Genomic DNA, 24,956 nt, shown 5'->3' on the forward strand with positions numbered 1-24,956 from the left:
CATGGCTTCCACCCTGGTGGACGCGCGGGAGCGGCTGAGCGCCCCCGCCCGGCTGCCCTCGTTCCGCCTGCTGTGGCTCGGGCAGTCCCTGTCACTGCTCGGCGACGGGTTCAGCTACATCGCCTTCTCCTGGATCACGCTCGGCCTGACGCAGTCCACGCTGGCCCTCGGCTACGTCCTCGCCTTCCAGGCGGTGCCGCGGGCCCTGCTGACCCTGGTCGGCGGCTCCCTCGGCGACAAGTGGTCCGCCCGGACCCTGATGAAGCTCTCCAGCTGGGCCCGGGCCGCCCTGATGGCCGGGGTGGGCCTGGCCGGCCTCGCCGGATCCCTGACGCTGTGGATGCTGTGCTGCGCCGCCGCGGCCTTCGGCGCGGTCGACGCGTTCTTCCAGCCCGCCCGGGCCTCGATCCTGCCGTCGGTGGTGGACAAGGAGCAGCTCGCCCCGGCCAACGCCCTGCTCGCGGTGGGCACCAAGGTGTCGGCCGTGCTCGGGCCGGCCGTCGGCGGCATGGTGGTGGCCTTCTCCAACGCCCCCGTCGCCTTCCTCGTCGACGGGGTCTGCTTCGCCCTCTGCGGCGTGTGCGTGGCGGGGATCCGTCCGGTGCCGCGCCCCGCCGCCGAGGGGGAGGGCGCGGCCGGGAGCGCCGGTCCGCCCCCGGCCGAGGTCTCGCTGGGCGCCCGGATCCGCGCCGGGCTGCGGTACGCCTTCGAGGACCCGCGGATCCGGACGATCCTGGCCGTCGACGCCGCGGTGACCTTCTGCCAGGCGGGGCCGTTCACCGTCGGCTTCGCCACCCTGGCCAAGGTCGACCTGCACGGCGGCTCGGCCACCCTCGGCCTGCTCAACGGCGCGCTGGCCGGCGGGGCGATGCTGGGCACCCTGGTCGGCGGCGCCGTGGGCAGCCGCCCCCGGATCGGCCTGCTGATCGCCGCGCTGGCGGGCTGGCTGGCGATCGGCACGGGCCTGCTCGGCCTGGTCGGCAATACGGCGGGTGCCCTGGTCACGGTGGCGGCGATGGGCTTCGGGATGGGCTTCCAGGGGGTCTTCGGCCTCAGCTGGATCCAGCGCACGATCGACGGCTCGGTGCTGAGCCGGGTGATCTCGGTGGACATGGTGATCGGCTACGCGGTGGCCCCGCTCTCCCTGATCGTCTGCGGGGCCCTGGCGCAGTCGGGCACCGCCCCGATGTTCGCCGTCTCGGCGGCGGTCCTGGCGGTGACGGCGATCGGCATCCTGAGCTCGCGCACGGTCCGCGAGATGCGGTGACCGGGCGGACCGGTGCCGGTGCCGGTCGCTCAGGGCGCCGATGCCTCCAGGGAGGCCGACAGTTCGCAGAGCGCGGCCCGGTTGGCACGGCCGGTCTTGGTCCCGAGGGCCGCGATGTGCTTCTCGACCGTGCGCGGGGAGATGTAGAGGCGGTCGGCGATGTCCTTGTTGCCGAGCCGCTCCGCGAGGAGGCGGAAGACCTCGTACTCCCGGACCGTGACCCCCTGGGCCCGCAGGACGTCGGGGATCGTGCTCGAGCCCGTGCGGCGCTGGCGGCCCGGGGCTCCCATCCGGCGCAGCGCCGCGCGGCAGGCGCCCGCGACCGCGGCCACGCCGCTCTGGTGGAAGTGCTCCTCGGCCTGGCGCAGCCAGGCCACCGGCTCGCCCCAGCCGTCCTCGTACGCCGCGTCGGCGATCAGCCGCAGGCCCAGGTGGAGGGCGGTGGCGTACGGGGCGGCGACGCGCAGGGCGTCGGCCACGGCGGCCGCGGCCTCCTCGGGGCGTCGTTCGCGGCCCAGCAGGACGGCCCCGGCGAACAGGACGAACTGCCGGTTCCAGCGCATGCGGCCGGGCGCGGTCGCGGCGATCTCCTCGAACGCGGCGCGGTCGGCCTCACCCGACAGCACGTCCAGGAGCAGGCCGATGCCGTACCGCCCGCTGAGGTAGTACGTACTGGGGTTGGTGTCCTCCAGGTCGGCGACGGCTCGCAGTTCGCCGACGGCCCCGGGCAGGTCCTCCTCCATCAGCGCGCAGAAGGCCCGGGCGAGGCCGCGGGTCAGCGGTTCCTCCTGGGAGCCGGCCCCGTCCCACTCGGCGAAGGCGGCGAGGGCGCCCTCCATGGCCGGCCGGTCGCCCCGGTGGGCGGCCAGTGCGGCCCGCGCCATCAGGACGTACCGGGTGGCCGGGGCCAGCCGCAGGCGCTGTACGACGGCCAGGCACTCCTCGGCGGACTGCTGTGCGGCGGTGAACTCGCCCCGCAGGACGGTGTCCAGGATGAGGATGCCGTCGATGGTGTGGACGATGGTGGCCGAGCCGAGCCGCTGGGCCTCGCTCCGGGCGGCCAGCAGGGGGGCGGTGGCGCCCTCGGTGAGCCAGTAGTTGCCGCCGATCCGGGTCAGCGCGTACATGCGCTGGAGCGGGAGCTGGTGCTTCTCGGCGGTCTGCAGGGCCGATTCCAGCAGGGCGGTGGCCTCGTCGAAGTCCCGTTCGCGGGCGAGGGTGGCGAGGAGTTCCAGGGCCTGGCAGGCGACGGTGGCCAGGCCGTGGCGCTGGGCCGCCTGGAGGGCCGAGTTGCCGAGCTTCTCGGCCAGTTGGGTCCGGTCGGGGCCGGGGGTGTCGAGCGCGAGGTAGGCGGCGGTCACGTCGATCGAGGCGGTGGTGCGCTCGTCGGGGTGGGCGCCCAGGAGGGATCTGGCCTGGGCTATCTGTCTGTTGCCGTCCTCCCAGCGGCCCGCGGTGTGGGCCACCTTGGCGAGCCGGGTGTGGAGTGCGGCGAGCCGGGTCGCGCTCAGCCCGCTGCCGCCGAGGGTGTGCAGGTTCTCCGCGAAACCGAAGGCCCGGGTGAAGTCCCCGGCTTCGGCGAGCGCGGGGAGCAGCGCCTCCAGGGCGTCGGTGCGCCCGGCGGGGTCCTGGCTGGCGGCGAGCAGCCGTTCGGCGCGGCTGAGCAGGGTGATCGCGGAGCTGATCCCGCCGGCCGCGAGGGCGCGCAGCCCGGCGTCGGTGAACAGGCGCCCGGCCTCGGCGTCGTCGCCGGCCTGCGAGCGCAGCTCCGCGACCAGGGGGCACCAGTCGCCCTCGAGGTCGGGGTAGAGCGCCTGCACGGCGTCGGCGGCGCGGCCCGACATCTGCGCCCGGTTGCCCGGCGTGAGCTGGGTGTGCAGGGCCTCGGCGGTGAGCGAGTGGCGGAAGGCGTACCAGTCGGGGGCGGGTTCGTCGGGGACGACGAGCTGGGCCGCGACCCCGGCGTGCAGGTGGCTGAGCAGCCCGCGGTCGTCGATGCCGGTCATCCGCTGGAGCACGGTCAGCGGGAAGCGGCGGCCGATCACCGCGGCCGCGGAGAGCAGGGTCAGCCCCTGCGGGCCGAGCCGGTCGATGCGGCGCAGGATGCCCCGGGCGAGGGCGGTGGACACGTCGCTGCGCAGGTCGCCGACGACCCGCCAGCCGTCCTCGAAGCGGACGAGGGCGCCGCTGCCGATCATGCTCTGGAGCAGTTCCTCGACGAGGAAGGGGCTGCCGGCGCTGTCGTCCCAGAGCCGGTCCAGGGCTGCCTGCGGGACGAGTTCGGGCTCGGTGTCCAGCTGGGCGGCGATGACCGCGCCGACCTCGGGGCGGGTGAGCGGGGCCAGCTCCAGTACGGTCCCCACGCCGCGCCGGCGGGCCGAGTCGGCCATGTCGAGCGCGTCGCAGGGCTCCGTACGGATGGTGGCCAGGAGCACCACGTTCGTGTACTCCAGGTTGTCCACGAGGTACTCGACGACCGCGAGCGTCTCGGGGTCGGCGTCGTGCAGGTCCTCCAGGAGGAGCAGCTGGCCGTGCTCCTTGCCGGTGGCGATGAGCAGCCGCAGGACGGCCTCGCCCAGGATGACCATGGAGCTGTTGTTCTGTGCGTCGCTGCTCCAGTCCGGGATGATCCTGCCGAGCGCGGGCCGGTAGGGGCCCAGCGGCAGGTCGTCCAAGGGCTCGCCGCTGCGGAAGAGCGACATCAGCGCTTCGGTGAGTGGCCGAAAAGGGACGGTGGGGCCGGTGGTGCTGCTGCGGCCGCGCAGGGCGCGCATGCCCATGCCGAAAGCCATGCCCACGGCTTCCGCGGCGAGCCTGGATTTCCCGATCCCGGCCTCGCCGACCAGGAAGACGACCCCGCCCCGGCCTTCGCCCGCGTCGGTCAGTGCCTGCTTGATCTCACGCAGTTGCGGGTCACGACCGACGATGTACCGCGAACGGGAACGCATGTCCGCAATCTAGTTCATGGGATCGGCCGATTGTGCGACGAAAGTTGGCCGTTTCGAACAGAGGCGGGGTGAAGATCCGGGAGAGATCCGGAGAAGATCGGACACGCCCCTACCAGGTGACGTTCGGGGCCGAGACGCTCGTGTCGATCGAGCTCAGGGTGATGACGATGCCGCTGGTGAGCACCACCCCGGCCAGGGCACGGGCCCGGGCGCACGCCTTGTTCCGTCCCGACAGGGTGATCCCGCCGGCCGGGTCCTCGGTCCGCGCCCGGTCGGCTGCCGTGGCGGCGGCCTCGTCGGCGGCGACGGACTGGGCGGTGACCTGGGGCTTCTGCATGGTGGTGAGTACCTTTCTCGATGCCTGATGGGGAGTGGTGCTCAGTGCTGAAGTGCTGAAGTGCTCACGTGCCGAAGTGCCGAAGTACGGGGTGCGCTATGCGGTCTCGAGGAGCAGGACGGACGGGACGCTCGCCGGAAAGCCCAGCCTGAGCAGGGCGTATCCGATGCCGGAGAGCCCGGTGAGGAAACCGGGGGACGGTACGTGGTCGGGGGTGCCGCAGCGGTGGCCGTGGTCCTCGAGCCGGCCGAGGATCTCCCCGGCGCGGTGGCCGAGGGCGGCCTTGGCCCCGTCGTGGCCCTGCCCGGCGAGCACGCCCAGCAGTTCCAGGGATCCGAGGGCGCCGCGGTGCAGGCTGAGGTCGGGCGAGGCGCCGGCCGCGCCCAGCAGGGCGGCGCACCGGTCGAGTTGCGCCCCGAGGATCCGCTGCCCTTCGCCGCCGGGCAGGCCGGCTCCGAGGGCGCCGGCGCCGAGTGCGTCGGCGGCGGCCACCGCGGTGCCCGCGAGGCCCGTGTGCCAGTCGAGGTCGGCGGGGCGGAGCAGGGCCTCGTCCAGCGCCGGGCGCAGCAGGGCCTCGCCGGTCCGGGCGTACGCGCCCCCCGGCTCCCCCGCCTCCTCCAGGGCGGCGGCGTAGCGCAGCAGGGCCCAGCCGATGCCGGCGTCGCCGTGGGCGAAGCCGGGGGCCGCGGTGCGCTGTTCGGCGAGGCTCTTCTCGGCGCGGACCAGCAGCCGGTCGGCGAGGCGCCGGGCCACGCCCCGCGCCACCGTCCCGTACGTGCGCTGCGCGGCAACGGCGGCGGCCAGGGCGCCGGCGAGGCCGTCGGCCAGATCGGCCGGCCCCTCGGCGCCTTCCCCCTCATCGGCCAGGGCGGCCTGTTCCAGGGCGGCGAGCGCGTCGGGCAGGCAGTCGCCCAGGTCCTCGCCGAGCAGCGGGGCCAGCCGGGCGACCGTGTAGACGATGCCGCCGATCCCGTGCAGGGCGCCGGGTCCCACCGCCGCCCCCAGCTCGGGGTCGGCGGCGAGGATGGCGAGCAGCGCGGGCAGCGGCCGTAAGGCCTGCCGGGCCAGCGCGGTGTACCGCTCGGCCCCGGTCAGGGCGCCGAGCTGGGCCAGGAAGAGCGCGACCCCGCAGTAGCCCTGGGCGAGCCCGCCGCCCATCGGCAGGACGGCCCAGTGGTCTCCGGACACCTGCTCCAGGCCGAGCCAGTTGACGCGGTCGCCGCCGTGCACGGCCCGCGCCGCGATCTCGTCGGCGATCCCGCAGGCCGCGGTCAGCAGCCGGGAGGGCTCGGGTACGACGACCGGCGCGGCGGGGCCGGCCAGGGTCGAACGGGGTCCGCCGACGCTGAGGTTGGCCCCGGTGACGGCCAGCGTCGCCGAGATGATCCACTCCTGGTCGTGGCGGTCCACCTCGCCCATGGCGGCGATCTTGGCGCGGGCCGCGTGCAGGCTCGGGGCCGGCAGCACCCCGTCGAGGCGCGTGCCCCGGGAGGTGCGCAGTGCGGTGTCCGAGGGGTGGTGGTGGAAGAGGGGAACGTCCCCGGACCACAGGTCGGCGATCTCGTCCTCGATCAGCCGCTGGCGGGCCGGGTCGTGCTCGGATTCCGTCCAGAGCACGGCGAGTACGGTGTCCCGGGTGAGGGCGTCGCGCAGCAGGTCGGGGTGGGTGGACTCGTCCAGCAGGGTCGTGTAGAGGCGGGTCGAGCGGGCGATCAGGCGCCCGGGGCTGGTCGCCCAGCGGGCCAGCAGCCCGCCGTCGCCCTTCCCCGCGGCCTCGGCGCCGGGCCCCGCCTCGGCCCCGCCGTCGCCGTCGCCGAGCAGTTCGGCCCGGTGCTCGGTGATCGCGTCGTACCCGGCCCGGAATCCCTCCAGCAGCGCCGCGCGGTGGTCGGCGTGGCCGGACGTCCCGCCCTGCGGCGCCGGCCGGTTCTGCCCGGCCTCCGTGGCCACCGGGGCCCGCAGCAGCCGCATCTCGTCCGTACCGGCCGCCTCCCAGCGCAGCCCGTCGCTGGGGTACGAGCCGCCGTCCCCGCCGCCGAGGGCCGAGATGTCCATGGCGCCGTTCTCGCCGATCAGCAGGCTCGGCAGCAGGCAGGTGCGGTACACCGAGGCGGCCAGGGCGTCCGCCGCCGGGTCGGAGCCGCAGGTCACGGCCGCCGGCAGCCCGGCGTGCAGCAGGGTCTCGGCGTCCACCAGGACCGGCTGGTCGCCGCAGGCGATGACGTTCTCGTAGTGCATGTCCACGCCGTCGACCGCGTAGAGCAGGGCGAGCAGCGCGCCCTGGCGCCGGTAGAACCGGTCCAGTTCGGTGGGCGAGGTGCACCAGCCGTGCTCGATGAACTCCAGCCAGCCGTAGCCCTCGCCGCGCACCGAGCGCGGGGTCCGCAGGCCCAGGCCCGCCACCTTGGCGTTGGCCCAGCCGACGGCCTGGTCCAGCAGCACGTGCTGGTCGATCGGCCGGGGCTTGTAGACGACGGTCGCGCCACCGGCGAAGCGCAGCAGGGCCACGGACCGGTTGCCCTGGTGGACGTCGCCCCGGCCGAGGTCCACCCGTACGAGGGCGCCCGGGTCGGTGCCGTGCAGCAGGCCCGCGACGATCTCCGGCCGGTCGGCGGCGAAGCGCTCGAACAGCTCCGCCGTGGCCGCGGCCGCGTGGCCGCAGGCCTGGCCGAGCATCCGCGCCAGCACCGGGTAGCGGGTGAACAGTTCGGCCAGGCCCTGCCGGGTGCCGAGCCGGGCGAGGAAGTCGGCGAACCGCTCCCGCGGGGTGTCCCCCGCCAACAGGCCTTCCGTACGGGCCCGGTGGAGCTCGCGGACCAGGGTGCGCGCCGACTGCCGGATCAGCCGGTCGCCGAGCCGCTCCTCGAAGGCGGCCCGCACCGCGGCGAGTTCGCCGTCGGCGAGGTCGAGGTGTACGGCCGCCCCGGCCCAGGCGGAGTCGATCAGGGGGCGCAGCGCGGGCAGGAACACCGCGGCGCCGTCCGCTTCCGCCGCGGGGAACACGGCGGCGGCTTCGGCGGGGGCCGCGGCCACCGTCCGTTCGATGGTGCGGGCCCACTCGGGCCGGGCCGTACGGGCGGCCAGCCGGCCCGGGGCCTCCGCCGCGAGGGCGTACGCCACGTCCTCGGTGGTTCCCAGGCTCGCCAGCCGGGCCGCGAAGCCGTCCGCGTCCCCCGACGACCAGGAAGCCGGTCGGCGGTGGGGGGCGTCGGCCGGTGCGGGTACCGGGGCCCCCGGGGCGGCGAGCCGCTCCCGCAGGTTCAGGGCCCGGGCCCACCAGGAGGGGGCCAGGCCGCCGACCTGGGTTTCTTCGGCGGTGGTGGCGGTGTCAGTCACAGGAGAAAACTCGCAGAGTGCGGGGGCGCGCACATGGGGGCCGATCCCCCATATTCCGTGGACGCGCCCCCATGGGGGTCGCGGGACCGGCGTACGGGGTGGTGCGCGGGCCCCCGGCCGGGGCCGCGGCGTACGGATTGCGGCAGGTGGCGGGCGGCTTCGGGGCCTGCCCGCGCAGGATCCGGGCCGGTGCGGGCGCCCCCGCGCAAATGTGGGGGCCGGGGCCCGATGCCGCACCCGGTCCCCCACCGGCAGCCTGTGTGCAGTGCCCCTTCCGCCCTGTCCGGCACCCCGGCCGGCGGATGATCATCGGAGGACCTGGTGGGAGTACCCGTCCCTGTCGACGTCGTCGCATTCGACCCCGTGCTGGAAGCCGGAACCAAGAGCACCCTGTTCGCCTGCCCGGAGGTGTCGCTGACCGCCCCGGGCGAGGCCCCGCGGGTCGTGGTCATGACCGTGGACCAGGTCGGCCGGCCCGAGCTCGACGTCCTGCGCACCGTCCGCGACACCCCGGCCCGCCCCGATGTGGTGCTGGTGGCGGGCGAGTTGGCGCCCGAAGGCGCCCTGCACGCCATCGCCGCCGGCGCCCGAGGCCTGCTGCGCCGCCGCGAGGCGGACGTCACCCGCCTCTCGCGCGCCGTCCTGGCCGCCTCCCGCGGCGACTGCACGCTGCCGCCGGACCTGCTGGACCGGCTGCTGGAGCGCTCCGGAGCGGGCGGCCGGGCGGGCGGCGGCGCCGAGCGGGGCACGGACCCGTGGGCGGCAGCGGGCCTGAGCGACCGGGAGCGCAGCGTGCTGCGGCTGGTCGCCGACGGCCACGAGACGAACGAGATAGCCAAGCAGCTGTGCTACTCGCCGCGGACCGTGACCAGCGTCGTCCACGACATCACCCAGCGCTTCCGGCTGCGCAACCGCGCGCACGCGGTCGCCTACGCGATGCGGGTGGGCCTGCTGTGAGCGCCGTGGCCGAACTGACGCGCGAGACGCACGAAACGTACGAGACCTACGAGACCTACGAGACGTACGGGGCACGCGGAATCGCGCCCGTAAGGGTCCCCGCGGCCCCGGACCGGCTCAGCCTGCTGCGCCAGGCCGGTGACGGCCGGATGCCCTACCCGGCCCTGATCCGCCTGCTCGGCGCGGCCACTTCGGCCGGAGCCGGCCCGGCCGCAGCCCCCTGCGCGAGCGCCCCGGCCGCCCGGCCGGCGGCGGCCCCGCCGGACGCCCCGCGGCTCACGGCCCGCCAGACCGCGGTGCTCACGCTGATGGCGGAGGGCCACGGCAACGCGGTGATCGCCCGCACCCTGTCCTGCTCGGAGCACACGGTCAAGAACGTGATCTACGAGCTCATGTCCCGTCTCCAGGCCCGCAACCGCGCCCACGCGGTGGCCTGCGCCGTCCGCCACAGCCTCATCTGACGCGATGGCCGGAAAGTCGTCCTTGCCCGTCGATCAACGGGTGTACGGTCATCGCTCAGGCGGGGGGCTCGGGCCGGGGGTCGGGGGAAGATGAGCGACGCAATGCGCCGTCGGAGCGCGGACGTCCGGCGGAGGGTGGAGCAGATAGCGCTCGGCCTGATGGCCGCGTCGGGTGTGGTGGTCCTGCTGGCCGACCTGTTCGGATGGCTCGACGCGCTCGCCCCCGGAGGTGCGCTCCCCAAGGTCACGCTGCTCATCCTGAGCACGGTGACGGTCTTCCTGCTGCTCGAACTCGACCGCCTGAAACGGCTCGACGAGGTCCACGACGACGTCAAGGCCCTGGACACCAGCGTCCAGACGAAGATCGAGAACTTGAACTCCAACGTCGAGGCGCACCTGTCCAAGCTGGACATCGACGCCATCGCCCGGCGCCTCAAGCGGCAGCACTACGGCGGCGTGGTCGCGGTGCACGGCCGCTTCCCCGAAGACGTGTTCAACGGGTTCCTCGGGGACGCCGCGGACGAGCTGGTGATCCTGCAGACGTGGATCCCCAACCTGCACCACCTCAAGGCCGCGATGCACAAGGCACTCGTCGACCAGCAGGTCCACGTGCGCATCCTGCTCCTGCACCCCTCGTCGCCGGTGGCGGGACTGCGGGACGAGGCGCTCAGGGCGGTGCGGGATCCGGCCCTCGCGGTCAACGTGCGCGCCGGCGTGGAGTCCTGCCTCGCCGGACTCTCGCAGCTGAACGCGGAGCTCCCGGCCGGGAGCCGGGCGCGCCTGCGGGTGAGGCTCTACAACTCCCTGCCCTCGATCGCCGTGTTCAAGGCCGATCAGCATTTTCTGGTCAGTTCGTTCCTGCACGGCCAGCTCGCCATCGACTCCACCCAGATCGAGATCGACGGCGCGGACACCGTCATGGGCGAAGAGGTCCAGCAGGAGCTGAGCACGCTGTGGAGCATCGGCAGGGACGTGGACCTCCTCGACTGGCGCACGTCGGTGGCAAGCATCAGCCTGTGATCCACGGAGAGGTACGGCCATGCACGATCTGCACGCCCTGGACGGGTTCGAAGACGCACTGATCGAGCGGTTCCGGGCACATCCGGTCCTGGCGAACGTCGCCGGGCTCCGGGAGGAGGACTTCACCGCGCTCCTGCTCCAGCGGCGCTTCGTCTCGCTCGCCTTCACCCCCTCCTACGATCTCGCGATCGACCTGCTGCGCGACGAGGCGGGGCTGCGGATCGCCCGGGTCATCCTGCGGGAGGAGTATCCGGACGGCCACGGCCACACGCCCTCGCACCGGGAGGACATGACGCACGACATGCGGCGGCTGGGGATCTCCCGCTCCGCCCTGGTCGCCTCCCGGCCCACGGCCGACACGCAGGAGGTCATCCGGGACACGCTGGAGCTGATCGCGGACGCGGGCGGCCACGCCGACGCCGACCTGCGGCTCCTGACGATCCTGCGGTTCTGGGGCGAGGTGCTGGTCTCCGTCGAGTACGGACGGCTGTGGGAGCGGATGGCCCCCCTGCTGACCGAGGAGGGCAGGAACCGCTCCCGCTTCTACTTCCCGCACCACGTCCACGACGCGAAGACGCACTCGCTGGCGACGGTGTCCCTGCTGTCGGGCTCCCACTCCGACCGGCTGGCCGCGCGGGTGACGGAGCTCCTCGCCCAGGAGGGCTCCACCGATCGCTTCCGGGAGCTGGAGGAGCGGGCCCTGCACCTGAAGACCCGCTTCTACGACCAGTTCCTGCCCGCCGTGGACCGCCTCGCGGTGTGATCCCCGCCGGCCCGCGTCAGCCCGCGTCGGGCGTGAGGCGCAGCGAGATGGAGTTGATGCAGTAGCGCTGGTCGGTGGGGGTGGGGTACCCCTCCCCCTCGAACACGTGCCCGAGGTGGGAGCCGCACTTCGCGCAGAGGACCTCGGTGCGGACCATCCCGTGCGAGACGTCCGCCTTCAGCTCGACGGCGTCGGAGTCCTTCGGGTCGAAGAAGGACGGCCAGCCGCAGTGCGACTCGAACTTCTCGGTGGAGCGGAAGAGCTCGGAGCCGCAGGCGCGGCAGGAGTAGACGCCGGCCGTCTTGGTGTCGGTGTACTCACCGCGGAACGCCGGCTCGGTGCCGGCCAGGCGCAGCACCTGGTACTCGGCCGGCGTCAGCTCCGCCTGCCACTGCTCGTCCGTCTTCTCGACCTCGTACGACATGACTCTCCCGCTCCCTCGTTCTCAGTCCGACAGGCGGGCGAGGATCGCCGGACCGAGGTCCGTGACGTCGCCCGCGCCCATCGTGAGAACGAGATCACCGGGCTTCGCCATTCCCGCGATGACGTCGGCGACCTCGGCCTTGTCGTGCTCGGCCGTGACGTCGGCGCCGGCGCTGCGGGCGGCGGCGATGATGATCTCGCTGGTGACGCCGGGGATCGGGTCTTCGCGGGCCGGGTAGATGTCGAGGACCACGGCGGAGTCCGCGAGGGCGAGGGCCTGGCCCATCTCCTTGCCCAGCTCCTGGGTGCGGGAGAACAGGTGGGGCTGGAAGACGACCAGGATGCGGGCGTCCCCGGCGGCGCCGCGGATGGCCTCCAGGTCGGCGGTCATCTCGGTCGGGTGGTGCGCGTAGGAGTCGATGACCTGGACGCCCGAGGCCTCGCCCTTGAGCTGGAGGCGGCGCTTGACGCCGGTGTACTTGCCGAGGGCGGAGGCCAGGTTGTGCACCGGGATGCCGAGGGCCACACCGGCGGCGAGGGCGGCGACGGCGTTGTGCGCGTAGTGGCGGCCGGGCACGGAGACGGTGAAGGTGAGCATCCGGCCGTCGATGAGCACGGTGACCTCGCTGGTCAGACCGCGCGGGGTGATCTTGGTGATCCGGACGTCGGCGCCCTCGTCCTCGCCGTACGTGACGACGGACAGACCCTCCGTGCCGCGGACCCGGGCTGCGATCTCCGCGGCGCCCTGCTGGCCGTGGGCGATGACCAGGGTGCCGCCGGGCACGATCTTGCCGACGAACGTCTCGAAGGACTCGTAGATCTCGTCCATCGACGCGTAGTTCGCGTGGTGGTCGAGCTCCGCGTTCAGGATGATCGCGACCTGCGGGGTGTACTTGTGGAAGCTGCGGTCGCTCTCGTCCGCCTCCGCCACGAAGATGTCGCCCTCGCCGTGGTGGGCGTTGGAGCCGGGGGCGTCCAGGTCCCCGCCGATGGCGTACGAGGGGTCCAGGCCCAGGGCCGAGAGGGAGACCGCCAGCATCGAGGTGGTGGTGGTCTTGCCGTGCGTACCGGCGACCGCGATCGGCCGCAGGCCGTCCATCAGGCCGGCCAAGGCGTCGGAGCGGTGCACGACGGGGACGCCGAGCTCGGCGGCGCGCGCCAGCTCAGGGTTGTCGGCGCGGATGGCGCTGGAGACGACGACGCAGGTGGCGTCGGAGGCGAGGTGCTCGGCCGCGTGCCCGATGTGGACCGTGGCGCCGTGGGCGCGCAGCGCCCCGGCGGTCTCGGAGTCCTTGGCGTCGCTGCCCGCGACCTTCGCGCCGCGCTGGGCGAGGATCTTCGCGATGCCGGACATGCCGGCGCCGCCGATGCCGATGAAGTGCGGGCGTTCCATGGCGTTCGGCAGGCCGGGCGGCGTCATACGGGATCTCCCCAGAGTGCGGGTCGGTACGGAGCGGTACGGGTCGGTCGTGCCGGGGGTGCGGGCGGTGCGGACGGCCGTCCCGCCGTCGCCCCGGCGTGTGTGTCGGACGCCAGCCTATTCGTTGTGGGCGAAGAGCTTGAGCACCGGAACCCCGACCTTGTGGCGCGCGCGGGAGGCCCAGTCCCGGTGGAAGAACTCCTCGACGAAGTGCGGGGCGGTCAGGACGATCACCTCGTCGGCGTTCGACTCCTCGACGACGGCCTTGAGTTTGTCGAGCGGGTGGTCCTCGATGATCTGCCCGCTGGCCTTCGCGCCCTTCTTGCGCAGGGCTTCCAGGGAGAGGAGGAGAGCCTGCTCGGCCGGGCCGCGGGCCGCGTGGCCCTCGGGTACGTCGGCCTCGCGGAGCGCCTCGGGGAGCTCGCCGAGTGCCACGTCGTCGATGGCGCGCAGCAGCCGGTCCTGGTCGCCCCGGGGCTGCATGAGGACGAGGAAGGAGACCGGGTCGTCCCCGTGCAGGCTGGTGACGAAGTCCACGTCGACGCTGGTCAGCGGCTGCTCGATCATCAAAACGCTCGTGAACACGGACGCCCTCTCCTTCATGGGCCAGGGCCGGTCGGCCGGCCCCTGCGGAAACCATCCTGCCCCGCTCTCACACGGGGCCCTGCGTGGATACATCTGCCCAGGTATGTGCCCACCGGAAGCTAAGCGGAACAACAAATTCCGCCCCTTCTCAGATCCGACGGTAACTCGTGTAGAGGAACCCGGCCTCCTCCAGTACGGAGGCGGGCGCCAGCCGGTGCGGCACCGCCACCGAAGGCCCTCCGGAGATGCGCTGGGCCCCGCCCGCGGCCAGCATCGGCGCGATCGTCAGGCACAGCTCGTCCAGCGCGTCGGCGGCCACGAACTGCCCCAGCAGCCGGGGCCCGCCCTCGGTGAGCTGGCGGCGCAGCCCCCGGTCCGCGAGCTCCCCCGCGATCCGGGCCGCATCCACGGCGGCCCCGTCGCCCGCCAGCACCACCTCGGCCCCGGCCGCGGCGGCCGCCGCCACCCGTTCGGCGGATGCGGCCGCGCCGGTCACCACGAGGGTCGGCACGAGGGGGGAGGTGAACAGGGGCAGTGAGAAGTCCAGGTCCAGGCTGGCCGTGACCACCGCGATGGCGGGGGCGGGACCCTGCCCGGCGGCCGCCCTGCGGGCCGCGAAGGCCTCGCGGGCCCGGGCCGGGCGGTACCCCTCCTGGCGAACCGTTTCGGCGCCGACGACCACCACATCGGCCAGCGCCCGCAGGGTGCCGAAGATCCGCATGTCGGTCTCGCTGGAGATCGGCTGCGAGCGGCCGTCGTGCTGGGCCGCGCCGTCCAGCGTGGAGACCATGTTGGCCCGCAGCCAGTGGCCCTCCGGGCCGAGCTCGGGGTAGGCGTACGCCTCCGCCAGCTCGTCCAGCGACCACTCGCGGTCACTGCGGTCACCGCGCTCCGCGGGGGCCGGGGCCGGGCCGGCCGATGTCTGATCGGTCACAGGGAACAGGCGTCGCATCGGTGCAGTGTGCCACGCCCCGTAGAGTTAAGAGCTGTGTCAACATCACTCTCCACCTCCGGATCCACCTACGGGCGACCCCCGATAGCCGGCCCGGCCGAGACCGGCCCGCAGGCCCTGTGCGCCCGCGAGCCCCGGGTGCCCGCCGAGCGGCTGGTGGCCGAGATGGTGCCGCCGCCGCGTTTCGACTCGGTGCGCTTCGACACCTACGACCCGGACCCCGGTCAGCCCAGTCAGTCCGAGGCCGTCACCGTGCTCAGCGGCTTCGCCGCCGGGCTGGGCGGATCGCACGCGAGCGGCGGCGGCAAGCGCCGCTGGTTCGCGAAGAAGGCACCCGCCCCGGCCGCCCCGCGCGGGGTCTACCTCGACGGCGGCTACGGCGTCGGCAAGACGCACCTGCTGGCCTCCCTCTGGCACGCCACCCCGGCCGAGCCCGCGCTCAAGGCCTTCGGCACCTTCGTGGAGCTGACCAACCTGGTGGGCGCGCTCGGCTTCCAGCAGACGGTCCAGACCCTGGGCGGCCACCGCCTCCTGTGCATCGACGAGTTCGAACTCGACGACCCGGGCGACACCGTCCTCGTCTCCTCGCTGCTGAGCCGGCTGGTCGAGCAGGGCGTCGCGCTGGCCGCCACGTCCAACACCCTGCCCGGCAAGCTCGGCGAGGGCCGGTTCGCCGCCGCGGACTTCCTGCGCGAGATCCAGGGGCTCTCGGCGCACTTCCGCCCGCTGCGCATCGACGGCCAGGACTACCGCCACCGCGGCCTGCCGGAGGCGCCGGCGCCGTTCTCGGACGAGCAGGTGACGAAGGCCGCGTACGCGACCGAGGGCGCGAGCCTGGACGACTTCCCCGGGCTGCTGGAGCACCTGGCCCGGGTCCACCCCAGCCGGTACGGCGCCCTCACGGACGGCATAGCGGCGGTCTGCCTGACCGACGTCGGCCCGGTCCCGGACCAGTCGACCGCGCTGCGGCTGGTGGTCCTCGCCGACCGGCTGTACGACCGGGAGATACCGGTCCTCGCGTCGGGCGTCCCCTTCGACAAGCTCTTCAGTGAAGAAATGCTGAACGGCGGCTACCGCAAGAAGTACTTCCGGGCCATCTCGAGGCTCACCGCACTGGCACGCGACGCGAAACCCCTGGTGTCCCAGTAGGTTTGGGGGCGCCGGACCGACCCCTCACCGGGACGGTCCGGCCATTCCCAACACCTTCCGAAGGGATCCACCATGGCCACCACGCGTACCGCGCACACCAACTGGGAAGGCAACCTGCTCAAGGGCGCCGGTGTCGTCACCCTCGACTCCTCGGGTCAGGGTTCGTTCGACGTCTCCTGGCCCTCGCGCGCCGAGGCCGCGAACGGCAAGACCAGCCCGGAAGAGCTGATCGCCGCCGCGCACTCCAGCTGCTACTCGATGGCCCTCTCGCACGGCCTGGACGGCGCCGGCACCCCGCCCACCCGGGTGGAGACCAAGGCCGATGTCACCTTCCAGCCGGGCGAGGGCATCACGGGCATCCACCTGACCGTCCGCGCCGAGGTCCCCGGCCTGGACGCGGAGGGCTTCGCCGCCGCGGCCGAGGACGCCAAGAAGAACTGCCCGGTCAGCCAGGCCCTGACGGGCACGACGATCACCCTGAGCGCGGAGCTGATCTAAGGATCCGCGGCCTCGGCGCGTCCGGGGCAGGGGGGCGCAGGCCCGTGGTAACACGGGGCCGTCACCCCCCTCGCCCCGGGAGCCGCCGATGTCCGTCACCCGCCGCACCCTGCTCGCCGGCATCGCGTTCAGCGGAGCGCTCGGCTCCCTCTCCGCCGGCAGCTCCCGCGCCGTCGCACCGCCCTCCCGGGGGTACGGACCGCTGGTCCCCGACCCCCACGGGCTGCTCGACCTCCCCGCCGGCTTCCGCTACCGCGTGCTCTCCCGGGCCGGGGACCCCCTGCGCTCCGGCGAAGGCCCCGTACCGGCCAACTGCGACGGCATGGCCGCCTTCGACGCGGGCTCCGGCCGTGTCCGCCTCGTCCGCAACCACGAGAACCGCACCACCGCCGCCCTCCGCGTCCCCGCCGTCGACGGCCTCACGTACGACCCCCGGGCACTCGGCGGCTGCACCCTCCTCGAACTCGACCCCGGTGGCGCCGTCACCGCCGAGCGCGTCGCCCTCGCCGGCACCGCCGTCAACTGCGCGGGCGGCCGGACCCCCTGGAACACCTGGCTCAGCTGCGAGGAGACCGAGGACCGCGCCGGGACCTCCGGCTACACCAAGGACCACGGCTACGTCTTCGAGGTCGATCCCGCCGACCCGCACCGCAGCGGAGCCGTCCCGCTCACCGCCATGGGCCGCTTCGCGCACGAGGCCGTCGCCGTCGACCCGTACCGCGGGACCGTCTACGAGACCGAGGACGCCTTCATCGAGCCCTTCGGGCTCTTCTACCGCTTCCTGCCCGCACGGCCCCTCGCCGGCCCCGGCTCCCTGCGCGCCGGCGGCGCCCTCCACGCCATGCGCGTCCCGGGCCTGGCCGACCTCTCCGTCGTGGACGAGACCGGCGCCGAGTTCCCCGTCGAATGGGTCCCCGTACCGGACCCCTCGGCGGCGCGGACCCCCATCCGGTTCCAGGACTTCGGGCCCGGCGGGATCACCCACGCGCAGAAGCTGGAGGGCTGCTACTGGGGCGACGGCGGCGTCCACTTCGTCTCCAGCTACGCCCGCCGCCTCGAGGGCGCGCCCGCCGACCACCACGGCCAGGTCTGGTTCCACGACCCGCTGCGCTCCACGATCCGTCTGGACGTGCTCTTCGGCCCGGCCACCGACGTCCGGCTGCCCGGGGACTCCCCCGACAACATCTGCCTGGCCCCCGACGGGGGCCTGATGGTCTGCGAGGACGGCGGCGGGGACCAGTACGTCTTCGGCGTCACGCCCGGCGGCGAGGTCTACCCGATGGCCCGCAACGCCGACGACATCGGCCGGCCCGGGGCCCCGGAGTGGGGCGAGTTCGCCGGGGTCGCCTTCGCCCCCGACGGGCGGACCATGTACGTCAACGCCTACACCCCGGGGACCACCTTCGCCGTGACGGGCCCCTGGCACTGACCTGCGGCCCGCCCGCCCGCCTCGCTCTCGCGACCCCGCCCGTTCTGATGGATCATCGGAGGAATCGACCGGATCGGGGTAGGTGGCCGTGGCCAAGGAGAGCAAGAAGGACGGCAAGGGCAAGAAGAACGACAAGGGCGCCGGGCACGGCAAGGACGGCGAGAAGGACAAGAAGAACAAGAAGGACCGGAAGGACAGGAAGGACGGGCGGGCCGAGGACCGCGGGGCCCGGCCGCCCCGGCCCGCGCCGGAGCGGCCGGACACCCCCTTGCGCCCGCTGCTGCGGGCCCCCGCCGGTGAGCGGCTCGACCTCGGCGCCTTCGATCCCGCCTCGACCCCCGGCGGCCCGGACGGCAAGGCCGCCGGCCTCGCCGCCGCCGCGCGGCTGGCCGCGCCGCTCGCCGCCCTCCAGGAACGGCTGTACGCGGCGAGCACCGCCGGCGACCGCCGGCGCGTCCTGCTCGTCCTCCAGGGCATGGACACCAGCGGCAAGGGCGGCACGGTGAAGCACGTGATCGGCCTGTTCAACCCCTCCGGCTGCCGGATCAGGTCCTTCAAGGCCCCCACGCCGGAGGAGCACGCGCACCCCTTCCTCTGGCGCATCCGAAAGGCCCTCCCCGTGCCGGGCGAGATCGGCATCTTCGACCGCTCGCACTACGAGGACGTCCTGATCGCCCGCGTCCGCGAGCTGGTGTCGCGCAGTCAGCTGAACCGCCGCTACGCCCAGATCAACCGGTTCGAGCAGTCCCTCGCCGACGACGGCGTCACCCTGGTGAAGGTCTTCCTCCACATCGGCTACGAGGAGCAGCGCGAGCGGCTGCTGGAGCGTCTCGACAACCCCGACAAGCACTGGAAGTTCAGTACGGGCGACATCGACGATCGCGCCCTGTGGCCCGAGTACCGGCACGCGTACGAGCTGGCCCTTCAGCGCTGCTCCACCGACGCCGCGCCCTGGTACGTGGTCCCGGCGGACCGGAAGTGGTACCGCAACTGGGCGATCACCAAGCTGCTGCTGGAGCATCTGGAGGAGTTGGATCCGCGCTATCCCGCGGCCGGATTCGACGTGGAGGAGAGCCGCAGGCGGCTGCTGGAGACCTGATGGCCGTCACGCGGTCGGGCGATTCGTATGCCCGCACCCGCGCCGCTGCGATCAGCTTGGCAGATGGTCATATATTTTGCGTCCGTGACCCTTTCTGTGCGCAATGTGGCGGTCGCGGCCGCCCTCGGTGCCGCTCTGTGCACCGCCCTCGCCGGATGCGGAGGCGGCGGCAACTCCGCGTCCGGCTCCGGTTCCGGCCACGAGGCCGCCCGTATGGGCACCCCCGGGACCTCCACGGCGCCGTCCTCCGCCGCCCCGCCCGCCGCCCCGCAGGCGGCCGGTTCCTCCCCGGCCGCCGCCCCGCCGCCCGCCAAGGCACCGACCCTGGCGCCGGGTCCGAACGGCCTGACCCCGGTCTTCGAGCGGGCGAAGCAGCAGACCGACAAGACGGTCGCGCTGACCTTCGACGCCGACATGACCTCCGACCAGGGACCCCGCGCCGCGGACGGGGAGCACTTCGACAACCCGCAGCTCATCGCGAGCCTGCGCACGCTGAAGGTGCCGTCGACGATCTTCATGACCGGCCGCTGGGCCGAGGAGTACCCGGACCAGGCCAAGGCCATCGGCACCGACCCGAACTTCGAGATCGCGAACCACTCGTACAGCCACCACGCCTTCACCTCGCCCTGCTACGGGCTCCCCTCGCTCGACGCGGCCGCCGCCCGGGCCGATGTGGACCGGGCCTTCGCCGCATTCCGCACGGCCGGCGCGGTCAACACCGTCCCGTACTTCCGCTTCCCCGGCGGCTGCTACGACGACCAGGCGCTGCGGGCCGTCTCCACGGCCAAGGTCACGGCCGTCCAGTGGGACGTGGTCAGCGGGGACGCCTTCGCCAAGGACCCGGACGCGGTGGCCGAGCAGGTCCTCAGCGGCGTGAAGCCCGGCTCGGTGGTGGTCATGCACTGCACGCGCAGCGCCGCCCCCGTCACCGAGGAGGCCGTCCGGAAGATCGTCCCGGAGCTGCGCAAGCGCGGCTACCGCTTCGTGAAGGTCTCCGAACTCATCGGCAAGTAGGCGGGCCGGGGCCGCGCCCCTCAGCCGGAGCAGGCGGTGCGCTGCGCGTCCTGCCATTCGCACACCGGGCACAGCACCCGGCCCGGTGTCGCGACCCCGTACTCGGTGGGCCTGCCGCACTCCACGCAGTCCGCGTACGGCGGCCCGGGCACCTTCCCGGCGGGCGCCGCCGGGGCGGCGCAGTACGACTCGGCTCCGGCCGGCGCGTCCACTTCGTCCATGCCCTCGAGCGTACTCAGCCCGGCCGCGCGCTGACGGGGCAGGCCACGGCGCCCCCGGCCGCGGTCCGCTCGGCGCGGGCGGCGGTGTCGAGCCCGGTCCGGGCTTCGTCCAGGACGAGCAGCCCGGCACTCCCCCGGCTACCGCTGGGCGCCCAGGGCCGCCGCACTCCGTAGCGGCGGCCCACACCGTCGAGCCTCAGTGCGCGGCCGCCGTCTCGGTGGCCTCGCTGGGGCGGACGATGACGAAGCCCTCGCCGCGCAGCATCAGCTGGACGGCCTCGCCGGAGCCGCCGCGGATCATGGAGCCGACCGACTGGGAGCGGTGCAGCCCCGTCTCCAGGTGGGCGCTCCAGCCGACGACCGCGTCGGTGTCCACGTACACGGGGTTCTGCGCCGTGACCGGGATGATGATCGGGTGGCCGTCGCAGACCACGGCGAGCTTGCCGGTGCCGGTGAAGAGGCTGTTGAAGAGGCCGCCGCCGGTCATGCCGGCGCCCTTCACCATCTTTATCTCGTAGGAGAGCGTGGGGTCGAAGCAGAGCACGTTGCGGCCGTTGACGGTCAGCGAGTCACCGGGCTCGAAGTCGATGATGAAGCACTGTCCGGCCTGGTGCGCGAACCAGGCCTCGCCCTGGCCTCGTACGGACATCAGCGCGAGGCCCTCGCCGGTGACGGCGCGCTTGAGCATGCCGCCTATGCCCTGGCCCTTGCGCTCGAACTGGAGGTTCCCCCGGAACGCGACCATCGAGCCCTGGCGGGCCAGCATTTCACCGTTGACGGTGTACTTCACGGACTTGGCGTTCTGCAGGGTCATGCCCGGAGCAGCGGCCGCCTGGGCCAGGTTCTCGGATGCAAAAAGGTCGCTCTTCATGAGCTCGATCCTCACCCGCCCGAGCACCCCGCGGCGTCATCCTGAAGGGGGAGCCTGGCATCCTTGGCGGGATGAGCAGCCAGCACCAGAACCACACTTCAGACGTACCGGCGGTCGGGGCGGACAGCCCCTTCCGGCAGGAGCACGCCGCCCGCGACGAGGCGCCCCAGTTCGTCCTGCCCCTGGTGGTGCGGATCGAGAAGGCCGAACCGCCCGCCCGGACGGACGCGCTGGAGACGGCGGCCCGCGCCGTGCTGGTCCTGCTGACGGACGAGCGGGCGCGCGGCGGGGGCGAGTGGGCCGAGGCGGTCCGGGACTGGCAGGACGCGCGGATCCGGAAGGTGGTGCGCCGGGCGCGCGGGGCGGAGTGGCGCAAGGCCGGGACTCTGCCCGGCGTCACGGTGCACGGTGACATGGCGGAGGTACGGGTCTTCCCGCCGGTGCCCCTGGACGGCTGGCCGAAGGAGCTCGCGAAGCTCCAGGTCTCGGGGACCGACCTGGACGACCCGGAGCCGGTCGCTCCGGCCGCGCCCGGGGCGGTGGTGCTGTGGCTCAACCCGGAGCTGGAGATGTCCGCCGGCAAGGCCATGGCCCAGGCCGGGCACGCGGCGCAGCTGGCGTGGTGGGAGCTGACCGGCGCCGAGCGCACCGCCTGGCAGGACTCCGGTTTCCGGCTGGCCGTACGGACGGCACCGCGCGAGCGGTGGGCGGAACTGAGCGCGAGCGGCCTGCCGGTGGTCCGGGACGCCGGATTCACGGAGATCGCACCCGGCTCGGCAACGGTCGTCGCGGACCACCCGGCCCTCCGCACCCGGCTCGCCGGCAGGCTCTCGGGCTGAGCGGGAACCTCAAATGTTGCTCTGAACGTCCCTCTCCGCGGTTGGCCCGACTCCGTGGGGGCCATCACATCGGCAGACGACCGATGAGAGGGGGCGAGGGGACATGAAGACCATGGCGCACCTGGGGGTGGGCATCGGATGGCGGCCGGAGATCGCTGAAGCGGTGGAGCGGCTGCCGGGCCTGGACTGGGTCGAGGTGGTGGCCGAGAACATCTGCTCCGGCCACCTGCCCGCCTCGCTGCTGCGGCTGCGCGAGCGCGGGGTGCGCGTCGTCCCGCACGGGGTCTCGCTGGGCCTCGGCGGCGCCGACCGGCCCGACGCCGGGAAGCTGGCCGCGCTCGGGGAGCGGGCGGTGGCGCTGGGGGCGCCGCTCGTCACCGAGCACATCGCCTTCGTACGGACCTCCTCGCCCGCGCTGGAGGCGGGGCACCTGCTGCCGGTGCGGCGCACGCGGGACGCGCTGGACGTGCTGTGCGAGAACGTCCGGATCGCGCAGGACGCGCTGCCGGTGCCGCTGGCCCTGGAGAACATCGCCGCGCTGATCTCGTGGCCCGGGGAAGAGCTGACGGAGGCGCAGTTCCTGACGGAGCTGGTGGAACGGACGGGGGTCCGGCTGCTGATCGACGTCGCCAACCTGCACACGAACCGGGTCAACCGGGGCGAGGACCCGTTCGCCGTGCTCGACGCGATCCCGCTGGAGGCACTGGCGTACGTGCACGTCGCCGGGGGCGTGGAGCGGGACGGGGTGTGGCACGACACGCACGCGCATCCCGTCCCGGAGGTGGTGCTGGACATCCTGGCGGAGCTGCGCAAGCGGGTGGAGCCGGCAGGGGTGCTGCTGGAGCGGGACGACGACTTTCCGGCCGAGGCGGAGCTGGCCGGGGAACTGGCCGCCATCCGGGAGGTGGCGGGCCCCGCGGAACCGTCCCGTGCCCGCCCCGCCGCCGCTCCCCGGAGCTCCGCCCCGGCCCCGCGGGCGCCGGAGGGCGAGGAGCCGGCCGCACTGGAGCGGGCCAGGGTGCGGGTCGGGGTGGAGCAGGCCGCGCTGCTGTCGGCGCTCGTCGCCGGTACGCCCGTGCCCGAGGGGTTCGACCGGCGGCGCGTACGGGTGCAGGCGCGGGCGCTGGCCGCCAAGCGGGCCGGGGTCGTCGCCCGGCTGGCGCCCGAGCTGCCCGGGATCCTGGGCGGTGAGGAACCGTACCGCGAGGCCTTCCTCGGGTACGCCCGCAACCGGCCGATGACCGCCGGATACCGCCGCGACGCCCTCGACTTCGCCGAGCACCTGCTGATCCGGGACCTGCCCGCCGACCCCGTCGCGCGGCGCCGGCTCACCACCTGGTGGCAGGACCGGGTCGGGGCGCGGCCGCCGCGCCGGATCGTGCGCTGGGCCCGGACGCTCGTGGGGCGTGCGGCATGAACGCCCTCGCCCTCGCGATCTGGATCGCCGTCGTCGTCTCCACCCTCCTGCTGTTCCTCGGCGTACGGCGCTCCCGGCCGCGTCCGGTCCGCCCGGCGCCGCGCCTGCACGACCTGTCCGAGGCCGCGTTCATGGCCGGCGGGCCCGGCGCGGTCGTGGACTGCGCCCTCGTCTCGCTGCTCGGGGACGGCCGACTCGTGGTCGGCGGTCCGGGCATCGTGGCGCTGCGGTCCGGGGCGCGCGCCGGCGGCATCGCCGAGCGGGCCGTCTTCGAGGCCCTGCGGCAGGCGCCGTCCGGCTGGCTCTACCAGGTGCGGTACGCCGCCATGCTCGACCCCGCGGTCCAGGAGACCGGCGACGCGCTCGCCGCCCGCGGGCTGCTCGCCGCGCCCGGTTCCGGGCGGCGGTGGCGGCGCTGGGGGCTGGCCCAGGTCGTGGTGTGCGCGGTGTGGGTGGTGGCCTCGCTGCCCCTCACGTTCGTCGCGATGGCGCTCGAGTCCGGCTCCGGCTCGCAGGTGCCGTTCGTCCTGAAGGTGCTCCCCGCGCTGCTGGGCGGGATCGTCATGGGGTGCGTCCTCGCCGCCCGGGCCCGGCAGCGGCTCACCCCGGCGGGGCGGGCCGCGCTGCGCGAGATCCGTACGCACTACGTGAACGACCAGACCCCGCACGTGCAGACGGCCCTGTACGGGCTGCGGGGGCTGCGGGATCCGTACCTGCGCGCCCAGTTGGTACCGGCCGTCCGAGGCACCCGGCTGGCGGCGGCCCAGGCGCGGGGCGCCCGACGCGGGGCGCCGTCGTCCGCCTCCTCGTCCACGTCCTCGGGTGTCTCCTGCGGGTCTTCCGCCGAGGTCCTGCCCGTCGTATGGTGCGCGGGCAGTGACGGCGGCTCCTCCTCCGGCAGCTGTGGGAGCAGTGGTTCCGGTTGTTCCGGGGGCGGCTCCGGCTGCTCCGGTGGTTCGAGCTGCTCCAGCGGTTCCAGTTGCTCCAGCGGTTCCAGTTGCTCCAGCAGTTCCGGTTCCAGCTGCTCCAGCAGCAGTTCGAGCTGCGGCAGCAGCAGTTCCTGACCGGGCACTTCTCCACCTCGTGGGAGTCAGCCATGTTCTGGGTCCTGCTCCTCCTGACGGCCTGGGCCGGGGTGCTGGCGTCGTGCGCCCTCCTGCTGAGGGCCGCCGCCGTGGCCTCGGTGCCTGCGCCCGCGCCGCCCGACGGCGGTGCGGACGCCGGCCGCCGCCCTGACGAACTGAACCTGTACGAGACCGCCTACCTCGCCGGCGGTCCCCGGCGGGTCGCCGAGCTGACGCTGCTCTCCATGCAGCGCGGGCGCCGGCTGCTGCTGGCCCACACCGGCTGGGCGACCGTCGTCGACCCGGTGGGGCGGGATCCGCACGAGCGGTCCGTGCTCGGCGCGTTCGGCCCGCAGGGGCAGGCGCCGGTGGCCGTCGTACGGAGCGCGGCGGCCCGGGACGAAGCGGTGCGGGCCCTCGCGGACCGGCTCGACGCGGCGGGCCTGGCGCTGCCGGCCGCCGCCCGCAGCGGGGTGGCGGGCGGGGTCCGGGCCGTGCGGCGGGCCGCGGCCCTGGTGGCGGCGCTGGCGGCGGCCGCGCTGTGCGTGCCGGCGGACGGGACCCCGGGGACGGTGATCCTGTGCTGGTTCGCGCTGCCGCTGCTGCTCGCGCTGGGGTGCCTGGCGATCGCCCGCTTCGAGACGTACCCGTACTCCGCGTGGGCCTCCCCGGCCGGGCAGCGGCTGCTCGCCGCCCTGGACCGGGAGCGCGGTGAGGGGGACTGCCTCACGGCGGTGGCGCTGCGCGGGGTCCGGGTGCTGGCGGATCCGGCCCTACGGGCGGCGCTGGCCTAGGCAACGGGGGGATTGCGCCCGACACCGGGCGGCGGTCCTGTACAAGGACCCCGCCCAGAGCGTCTGATCGCTTCATCCGAAGAGATGAAGGC

General features: G+C 74.0%; 24 protein-coding genes. 14 read left to right on the top strand and 10 right to left on the bottom strand.

Translation table 11 applies throughout. The annotated features are described in order from the left end of the window. Position 1 precedes the first annotated feature (1 nt). A complete protein-coding gene (locus tag ACFY1T_RS20130) occupies positions 2-1,267 on the top strand; it encodes an MFS transporter (protein WP_390789318.1) in 1,266 nt (421 codons plus the stop codon). Positions 1,268-1,296: 29 nt separating this feature from the next. Here the strand turns inward: ACFY1T_RS20130 and ACFY1T_RS20135 are convergent, their stop codons facing one another. From ACFY1T_RS20135 to ACFY1T_RS20145, 3 genes are all read right to left on the bottom strand, one after another. Continuing rightward, positions 1,297-4,215 carry a helix-turn-helix transcriptional regulator gene (locus tag ACFY1T_RS20135; protein ID WP_390789319.1) on the bottom strand — a complete coding sequence of 973 codons (2,919 nt, stop codon included), beginning with the start codon at positions 4,213-4,215 and terminating at the stop codon, positions 1,297-1,299. Positions 4,216-4,324: 109 nt separating this feature from the next. Beyond that, positions 4,325-4,552, bottom strand: coding sequence for a hypothetical protein (locus ACFY1T_RS20140; RefSeq protein ID WP_390789320.1), 228 nt, complete (start codon positions 4,550-4,552; stop codon positions 4,325-4,327). A gap of 96 nt (positions 4,553-4,648) precedes the next feature. After that, positions 4,649-7,888 carry a type 2 lanthipeptide synthetase LanM family protein gene (locus ACFY1T_RS20145; protein WP_390789321.1) on the bottom strand — a complete coding sequence of 1,080 codons (3,240 nt, stop codon included), beginning with the start codon at positions 7,886-7,888 and terminating at the stop codon, positions 4,649-4,651. Between the two features lie 321 nt (positions 7,889-8,209). Here ACFY1T_RS20145 and ACFY1T_RS20150 point away from each other — a divergent pair, with 321 nt between their 5' ends. The 4 genes from ACFY1T_RS20150 (at position 8,210) to ACFY1T_RS20165 (ending at position 11,089) form a co-directional block, all read left to right on the top strand. Next, entirely contained in the window at positions 8,210-8,845 is a 636-nt protein-coding gene (locus ACFY1T_RS20150) for a LuxR C-terminal-related transcriptional regulator (RefSeq protein ID WP_390789322.1), read from the top strand. A 5-nt stretch (positions 8,846-8,850) separates the two neighbouring features. Then, positions 8,851-9,306, top strand: a complete 456-nt coding sequence (locus ACFY1T_RS20155; protein WP_390789323.1) for a response regulator transcription factor — start codon at positions 8,851-8,853, stop codon at positions 9,304-9,306. Between the two features lie 90 nt (positions 9,307-9,396). After that, positions 9,397-10,326: a hypothetical protein gene (locus ACFY1T_RS20160; protein WP_390789324.1), complete on the top strand. Its 930-nt coding sequence runs from the start codon at positions 9,397-9,399 to the stop codon at positions 10,324-10,326. Between the two features lie 19 nt (positions 10,327-10,345). Then, positions 10,346-11,089, top strand: a complete 744-nt coding sequence (locus ACFY1T_RS20165; protein ID WP_390789325.1) for a hypothetical protein — start codon at positions 10,346-10,348, stop codon at positions 11,087-11,089. A gap of 16 nt (positions 11,090-11,105) precedes the next feature. Here ACFY1T_RS20165 and msrB read toward each other — a convergent pair whose 3' ends face one another. The 4 genes from msrB to ACFY1T_RS20185 form a co-directional block, all read right to left on the bottom strand. Further along, positions 11,106-11,513, bottom strand: coding sequence for a peptide-methionine (R)-S-oxide reductase MsrB (msrB, locus tag ACFY1T_RS20170; RefSeq protein WP_030863244.1), 408 nt, complete (start codon positions 11,511-11,513; stop codon positions 11,106-11,108). A gap of 21 nt (positions 11,514-11,534) precedes the next feature. Beyond that, on the bottom strand, positions 11,535-12,932 hold the full coding sequence (murC, locus tag ACFY1T_RS20175) for a UDP-N-acetylmuramate--L-alanine ligase (protein WP_390789326.1): 1,398 nt from the start codon (positions 12,930-12,932) through the stop codon (positions 11,535-11,537). A gap of 117 nt (positions 12,933-13,049) precedes the next feature. After that, complete coding sequence (locus ACFY1T_RS20180) at positions 13,050-13,517, bottom strand: indole-3-glycerol phosphate synthase (protein ID WP_078860449.1); 468 nt, start codon at positions 13,515-13,517, stop codon at positions 13,050-13,052. A gap of 148 nt (positions 13,518-13,665) precedes the next feature. Further along, complete coding sequence (locus ACFY1T_RS20185; RefSeq protein ID WP_390789327.1) at positions 13,666-14,469, bottom strand: pyrimidine reductase family protein; 804 nt, start codon at positions 14,467-14,469, stop codon at positions 13,666-13,668. Positions 14,470-14,505: 36 nt separating this feature from the next. On the opposite strand from ACFY1T_RS20185, the gene zapE reads away from it, so the two are divergent. The 5 genes from zapE (at position 14,506) to ACFY1T_RS20210 (ending at position 19,658) form a co-directional block, all read left to right on the top strand. Beyond that, a complete protein-coding gene (gene zapE, locus ACFY1T_RS20190) occupies positions 14,506-15,618 on the top strand; it encodes a cell division protein ZapE (protein WP_030863235.1) in 1,113 nt (370 codons plus the stop codon). A gap of 72 nt (positions 15,619-15,690) precedes the next feature. Next, the gene (locus ACFY1T_RS20195; protein ID WP_030863232.1) at positions 15,691-16,116 is read left to right on the top strand and encodes an OsmC family protein; all 426 of its coding nucleotides are present in this window, start codon (positions 15,691-15,693) and stop codon (positions 16,114-16,116) included. An 88-nt stretch (positions 16,117-16,204) separates the two neighbouring features. Beyond that, the gene (locus ACFY1T_RS20200) at positions 16,205-17,545 is read left to right on the top strand and encodes an alkaline phosphatase PhoX (RefSeq protein WP_390789328.1); all 1,341 of its coding nucleotides are present in this window, start codon (positions 16,205-16,207) and stop codon (positions 17,543-17,545) included. A 268-nt stretch (positions 17,546-17,813) separates the two neighbouring features. Next, the gene (locus tag ACFY1T_RS20205) at positions 17,814-18,644 is read left to right on the top strand and encodes a PPK2 family polyphosphate kinase (protein WP_390789419.1); all 831 of its coding nucleotides are present in this window, start codon (positions 17,814-17,816) and stop codon (positions 18,642-18,644) included. 84 nt (positions 18,645-18,728) lie between these two features. Then, positions 18,729-19,658, top strand: coding sequence for a polysaccharide deacetylase family protein (locus ACFY1T_RS20210; RefSeq protein ID WP_390789329.1), 930 nt, complete (start codon positions 18,729-18,731; stop codon positions 19,656-19,658). A 20-nt stretch (positions 19,659-19,678) separates the two neighbouring features. Here the strand turns inward: ACFY1T_RS20210 and ACFY1T_RS20215 are convergent, their stop codons facing one another. The 3 genes from ACFY1T_RS20215 to ACFY1T_RS20225 are packed head-to-tail and all read right to left on the bottom strand — an operon-like array spanning position 19,679 to position 20,750. Beyond that, a complete protein-coding gene (locus ACFY1T_RS20215; protein WP_078860445.1) occupies positions 19,679-19,879 on the bottom strand; it encodes a hypothetical protein in 201 nt (66 codons plus the stop codon). Between the two features lie 14 nt (positions 19,880-19,893). Then, positions 19,894-20,064, bottom strand: coding sequence for a hypothetical protein (locus ACFY1T_RS20220; RefSeq protein WP_390789330.1), 171 nt, complete (start codon positions 20,062-20,064; stop codon positions 19,894-19,896). Positions 20,065-20,075: 11 nt separating this feature from the next. Further along, positions 20,076-20,750, bottom strand: coding sequence for an AIM24 family protein (locus tag ACFY1T_RS20225; protein ID WP_390789331.1), 675 nt, complete (start codon positions 20,748-20,750; stop codon positions 20,076-20,078). 71 nt (positions 20,751-20,821) lie between these two features. On the opposite strand from ACFY1T_RS20225, the gene ACFY1T_RS20230 reads away from it, so the two are divergent. The 4 genes from ACFY1T_RS20230 to ACFY1T_RS20245 all read left to right on the top strand — a co-directional run bounded on the left by ACFY1T_RS20230 (position 20,822) and on the right by ACFY1T_RS20245 (position 24,864). Then, complete coding sequence (locus tag ACFY1T_RS20230) at positions 20,822-21,589, top strand: aminoacyl-tRNA hydrolase (RefSeq protein WP_390789332.1); 768 nt, start codon at positions 20,822-20,824, stop codon at positions 21,587-21,589. A 112-nt stretch (positions 21,590-21,701) separates the two neighbouring features. After that, entirely contained in the window at positions 21,702-23,006 is a 1,305-nt protein-coding gene (locus ACFY1T_RS20235; protein WP_390789420.1) for a DUF692 domain-containing protein, read from the top strand. After that, positions 23,003-24,070, top strand: coding sequence for a TIGR04222 domain-containing membrane protein (locus ACFY1T_RS20240; protein WP_390789333.1), 1,068 nt, complete (start codon positions 23,003-23,005; stop codon positions 24,068-24,070). Before ACFY1T_RS20235 ends, ACFY1T_RS20240 begins: the two co-directional genes overlap by 4 nt. Positions 24,071-24,102: 32 nt before the next feature. Beyond that, on the top strand, positions 24,103-24,864 hold the full coding sequence (locus tag ACFY1T_RS20245; RefSeq protein ID WP_390789421.1) for a TIGR04222 domain-containing membrane protein: 762 nt from the start codon (positions 24,103-24,105) through the stop codon (positions 24,862-24,864). Positions 24,865-24,956 lie beyond the last annotated feature (92 nt).

Source organism: Streptomyces sp. NPDC001194 (assembly GCF_042896985.1).
Taxonomy (GTDB): domain Bacteria; phylum Actinomycetota; class Actinomycetes; order Streptomycetales; family Streptomycetaceae; genus Streptomyces.